Source organism: Longimicrobium sp. (assembly GCF_035474595.1).
GTDB lineage: Bacteria > Gemmatimonadota > Gemmatimonadetes > Longimicrobiales > Longimicrobiaceae > Longimicrobium.
Genome location: NZ_DATIND010000117.1, coordinates 1 through 5,478, shown reverse-complemented (window position 1 = coordinate 5,478; position 5,478 = coordinate 1). Strand labels below are relative to the sequence as shown.

The window sequence follows — 5,478 nt, the reverse complement described above, 5'->3', positions numbered from 1 at the left end:
CGATGTTCACGTAGCTGAACATCACCCGCTGCTCTGGTTCGCGTCCGCGCATCCATGCTCCCGGCCGAAGGTTACGGCAATTTACAGCCGTGCCGCTTCGACCGAAAGTGTACATTGCGATTTTTAGCAGCCTGCTAAGTCCCAAGTGAACTGCTGAGGATCGCGGGACTCAGCACTCAGCACTCAGCACTCAGCACTTGGGACTTGGGACTTAGGACTTAGGACTTAGGACTTGGGACTTGGGACTTCCCCTCCTCCGCGATTGCGCTCCGGCGCGGCGGTTGCGACCTTTCGGACTCCGGCCGGCAGAAGGTCAGCCGATGAACGCCACGAACCCGATGGACATGCCCCGGAAGCTCAAGACCCTCGCGCTGATGGCCGCCTGCGCCGCGGTCACCCTCGGCGCGTCGCAGTGCGCCTCGTCGTCGCGCACCGGCCAGCAGGCCGGCGGCGACGGCGCCACGCCCGCCGCCGGGCTGGCGCCCGCGCACTTCACCCGCCAGACGGTGCCGTCGGAGATCGCCAACTGGGCCATCCGCGGCTGCCGCGGCGCGAAGAGCGAGCAGGACTGTCTCGAGGCCGCGCTCACCTCGTCGGCCGTCCTCGATTCCGCGGGCGTGGACAAGGCGATGGGGGCGCTGGGCGTGCTGGCCCGGCGCGACCCCGACGTGGCGCGCGACGGGCACGTGTACGCGCACGGCATCGGCATCGCCGCGTACCGCACGCCCGAGACGGTGGGGCAGACCTTCGCGCGCTGCACCGCCGACTTCCAGTCCGGCTGCTACCACGGCGTCATCCAGGCCTACTTCGCCGACCGCCGCGGCGGCGACGCGGGCGTCACCCCGCAGAAGCTGAACGGGCTCTGCCTGCCGTACCGCAGCGCGTCCGGCCGGTGGCTGCAGTTCCAGTGCGCCCACGGCATCGGCCACGGGCTGATGGCCGTGGAGTCGCACAACCTGCTGCGCGCGCTGGACTCGTGCGACCTGCTGGGCGACACCTTCGAGAAGCAGGCGTGCTGGGGCGGCGCCTTCATGGAGAACGTGGTGAACGCCACCGCGCCCCACCACATGCACGTCACCCAGGTCGCCGACGTGGACGAGCACGCGGCCCACGGCGCGGCTTCGGGCGATTCGGCCGCCCACGCGGGGCACGGCGCGGCGGCGGGAGATTCGTCCGCGCACGCGGGCCACGACGCCCACGCGGCGGCCGGGCACGAGGGCCACGACATGGCCGGGATGCCGGGGATGGCGGGGATGGATCACGGCGCGCACGGCCAGGCCGCGGCCGAGACCTTCAAGGCGCTGGACCCCAACGATCCGCTCTACCCGTGCGACGTGGTGAAGACGCAGCACCGGCAGGCCTGCTACCTGATGCAGACGTCGGCCATCCTCTGGCAGAACAACGGCGACTTCCGCGACGCCGCGAAGAAGTGCCAGACCGCGCCCGAGGACATGCAGCGCACCTGCTTCATCTCGCTGGGCCGCGACGCCAACTCGTGGGCCGAGGGGAACCGCGAGCGCGCCGTCGCCTTCTGCGGCCTGGCGCCCGAGGTGGGGCAGCCGCACTGCATCGTGGGCGTGGTGAAGAACATCGTCGACGTGACCGCGGACCCGCGCGACGGGCTGGGCTTCTGCCGGATGGTGCCGGACAACAGCAAGCCGGCCTGCTACCACGCCGTGGGCGAGGAGATCGGCCTGCTGAACGCCACCGCCGAAGGCCGCGAGCGTGCCTGCCGCGAGGCCACCGGCTACGTCCCCGAATGCCGCCGCGGCGCCCGGCTCCCCTTCATCCCCGCCGACTGACGGCCGGCTCGGGACCACGGACGAAAAGAACCCCGCTCCGGTGCGCCGGAGCGGGGTTCTTCGGTTGTGCTTCCGCACTTCCGCACTGTCGCATCTCCCGGCATCCGCGCCGCCCTCTCCCCGCGCCTGAGAGCGCTCGCCCTCTCCCGTACCGGGCGAGGGGGGCTTTCGAGCATCCGCGCACCCTGCAAGCCGGGTAGCGCCGATCCTTCAGCGTGCCGGCGATGCCGGGTCTGGCGCTACTGTGCCGCGCGCTCCACCGGGTAGTCGGCGCCGCGGCGGCTCCAGTCGATGTAGCTGCCGTCGTACATCTTCACGTCGTAGCCCAGGAAGCGCGCGACGTAGTAGTCCCAGCTGGCCTGCACGCCGGTGCGGCAGTAGGTGACGACGGTGGTGGTCCCCAGCTTCTGCTCCACGCGGCGCGGCGGCTGGCGGCGCTCGCCGCGGCGCGGGCGCGTGGTGTCGCCGGGCTCGTAGCGCGGGCGCTCGGTGACGTACGGCGCCGGCTCGCCCTGCGCGCGCGCGCCGGCCAGGCGGAAGAAGGCGCGCAGCACGTCGGGGCCGCGCAGCGTGGGGTCCGCCTCGCTGACCAGCGTGTTGCGCCAGAACACGTTGCGCGCGCCGGGGAGGTGGCCGGGGCGCTGCACCCCCTCGCCCGGCGTGGCGCCCGAGAACTCCTCCGGCGGCCGCGCGTCGACGAAAACCACGGTGCTGTCGCGCAGGTGCTGCCGCACCCAGTCGGCGTCCACCACGCGGTCGGCCTGCGGGCGCGGGGTGAAGGTGCCGCGGCGCGCGGCGGGCTCCTGCGTCTCGGTGGCGTGCCCGGCGGCGCGCCACGCGGCCAGACCGCCGTTCAGCAGCGCGGGGGGATGGCCCAGGTAGTCCAGCGTGAAGAACACGCGCCCGGCCAGCAGCGGATCGCCGTAGACGACCACGCGGCTGTTGTCGGACACGCCCGCCGCCTCGAACGCGTCGCGCAGCGCGTCCACGGCCGGCAGCTCGTTGGGCAGGCCGTTGCGCTCGGTGACGATGGACGACAGCGCCAGGAACCGCGCGCCGGGGATGTGGCCGGCGTCGTATTCGGCGCGGTTGCGGGCCACGTGCAGGATGACCGTGGCGGGGTCGTTCAGCCGCCGCTGCAGCCCGTTGGCGCTCTCGGTGAACTCGGTGTGCACCGGCAGCGGCGGCTGCTCGCGCAGCTCGCGCGGAATCGGGCACGCCGCCAGCAGGAGCAGCGCGGCGGCGCCGATGAGCTTCCTCGTCCTCGTCATCCTCCCTCCGTCGGGTTCGCGTGTGTTCACGCCAGATAGAACTTCATCCACCACCGGCGCAGCGGGAGAACGCCCGCCCGTGCGTCCGGCACACATCCCCACGATCACGCCATCGTCCTGCTGCAACATCGATTCGGCCCGTTGGATTCTGACGAATCGCTGGCGGCCGAATCCCCAGCGTCGGTCCAGATATCCCAAAATGCGAGTGAACTCGCGGCTACAACGGCACACAGTCCGCCTGCGCGGACTTCCCCGTCCGGCATCCGTGCGCGTGCGGAGAGTTCCTCGTTAGATAACCCGCAACGCGGCGCGTACCCTCGCGTCAGCGCCGTGACCCGCCTCCCGGCGCTGTTTCGTACTTCCGTACTCCTCGTACTTTCGTGCTTCTCGTACTCCCCGCCCTTGCTTCGGATTTCCTTCGGCCGCTAAACTACCTCGTCGTCCACGCCGCGCCTTGGCCGAGCCTGCCCGTGACCGCCGCCATCCCGCCGTTTCCCGAAGCCGCACTGCGCGCCGTACTGGCGGGCACGGTCGCGGCGTGGGCGCGCTCCGGCGACGCGTCATCCGCAGAAGACGAGCCGCGGCGGTCGTACGTCGACGCGTTCGCGGGCGCCGAGTTCCAGTTCGGCACCGGCGTGGCGCGCGATACGGGCGACGAGACGCGCGCCATCGCCGCCATCCGCGCGGTAGACGAGCGCGTGACGGCGGTGCTGGTGGAGGAAGATCCCGCACACCTGCAGCGCCTGTACACGGAGCTGGAGGACGTGGCCGGCGGCGAGCGGCTGCGCGCCACGCGCGACCTGGCCTCGCTCGCGCCCGGCGAGGTGTCGCTCGCCGAGGCACCGTTCGCTGCAATGGCGGCGGAGGTGGCCCGATTCGCGGCAGGCGGCCGCGCCTTCGTGCTCCTGGCGCCGCCCGCCGCCCGCGCGCTGCCGTGGGACGCGCTCCGCCCGCTGGCCGCGCTGCCCGGCGCGACGCTGCTGATCCGCTTCCCACATTCGGATTTCGAGAAGCAGTCGCGGCACAACAGCCCGGTCGCGGATCTTCCCGGCTTCGTGAAGCGCATCGTGGAGGGGTGCTCCGCGCTGCTGGGAGACGCGAAGCACGCGTGGCTCCCCGCCTGGCGCGCGGCCGCGGCCTCCGGCGGCGTGGCCGCCGGGATGCGGGACTCCCTCGCGCGCTTCGAGCATCTGCTGAAGGACACCGCGGGCGGCCGCATCGTGAAGCCCATGCTGCTGGAGGCGGCGGACGGCGCCTGCGCCTACCTCTTCCTCGTCACCGCCGACGCGTCGGTCGCGATGGCCGCGAACGCCGCCGTCCGCGCCGCGCGCCTGAAGGACCGCGCCGCCGCCGCGGACCCGGTCCTCGCCGCTCCCGAGCCCGCGCCGCCGCCGACCACCGCGTCCCCCGCGACCGCAGCATCCACCGACGAGGCCTCTACGGATGCGCCGCCATCGCCCTCCGCCGCGCCACCATCTACATCCGCTGACGCGGCGGAGCCCGCCCCCACGCCGAAGCGGAAAGGCCGCGCCCCCAAGCGCCAATCCGCCGAGGCCGCGCCAGCATCGGCAGCGACGGAGCCGCACGCCGATGCATCCGTAGCCGCGGAATCTCCCGCCGACGCACCTGCGGCGGCGGAGCCGGTAGCGGACGCACCCGTAACGGCGGAGCCTCCCGCGGTCACGCCTGCGGACGCGGAGTCCGTGCCCGCGCCCGTCGTCGCGCCCACGCCGCCGCGCGCGAGGGCGCCCGTCGCGCCGCGGCCCGCGCCCGTGGCGGAGGCGCTGGACCTGTTCCCGGAAGAACGGCCGGAGCAGGAGATTCTCAGCCTTCACCGCCCCGACACGTCCGCGATCGCATCCAGCATCGAGGATCGCTTCCGCGGGCGGACGGTGACGTGGGAGGAGGTGCTGCGCGCCTTCGCCGCGACGGACGTGACGCCGGACGAGCTGAAGAAGGCGCTTGCGCTGCTTCGCCGCGGCGGCCGCGCCGTCTACAAGGCGCTGAAGGGGAATGGGGATGAGATCGACTTCCCCGCCGCGCCGGCCGCGGAGCCGAAGCCGAAATCCAGGCCGAAGCCGCGCAAGAAGCCGGAAGATGCGGGGCTGTTCGGGACCGACGCCGAGGAGGAGTAAGGCCAGGTCCGGCGGAAGAATCTGTGCATCTCGCCGACTCACGTGCTGCCTCGGCTATGGATCCTTCGGCCTGCAGCCTCTTGCGCAGTCGTTGGCCGCGGTGTGGCCGGCCTGAATAGAAAGTTCGCAGCCTGGCCCCCACCGGCGACTGAAGTCGCAGCAACAACTACGGGAAGCCTCGCAAACTGCGCGAGGCTGATCCGCTCATTCTGTGGCATCAGCGCTCACGACCAATCTCCTTTCATCCGCCGTGGTCGCGCGCAGCGCGGT

3 protein-coding genes are annotated in these 5,478 nt (G+C 72.2%); 2 read left to right on the top strand and 1 reads right to left on the bottom strand.

Translation table 11 applies throughout. The annotated features are described in order from the left end of the window. Positions 1-344 precede the first annotated feature (344 nt). Positions 345-1,802, top strand: a complete 1,458-nt coding sequence (locus VLK66_RS21000) for a hypothetical protein (RefSeq protein WP_325311439.1) — start codon at positions 345-347, stop codon at positions 1,800-1,802. Between the two features lie 239 nt (positions 1,803-2,041). Here VLK66_RS21000 and VLK66_RS20995 read toward each other — a convergent pair whose 3' ends face one another. Then, entirely contained in the window at positions 2,042-3,073 is a 1,032-nt protein-coding gene (locus VLK66_RS20995) for a sulfurtransferase (protein WP_325311438.1), read from the bottom strand. A 470-nt stretch (positions 3,074-3,543) separates the two neighbouring features. Between VLK66_RS20995 and VLK66_RS20990 the strand changes: the two genes are divergently transcribed. After that, positions 3,544-5,208, top strand: a complete 1,665-nt coding sequence (locus VLK66_RS20990; protein WP_325311437.1) for a hypothetical protein — start codon at positions 3,544-3,546, stop codon at positions 5,206-5,208. Positions 5,209-5,478: the final 270 nt, after the last annotated feature.

Excerpts from the sequence above, each read along its gene's own strand:
- VLK66_RS20995 (WP_325311438.1), bottom strand. The coding sequence starts at position 3,073 with ATGACGAGGACGAGGAAGCTCATCGGCGCCGCCGCGCTGCTCCTGCTG.
- VLK66_RS21000 (WP_325311439.1), top strand. The coding sequence starts at position 345 with ATGCCCCGGAAGCTCAAGACCCTCGCGCTGATGGCCGCCTGCGCCGCG.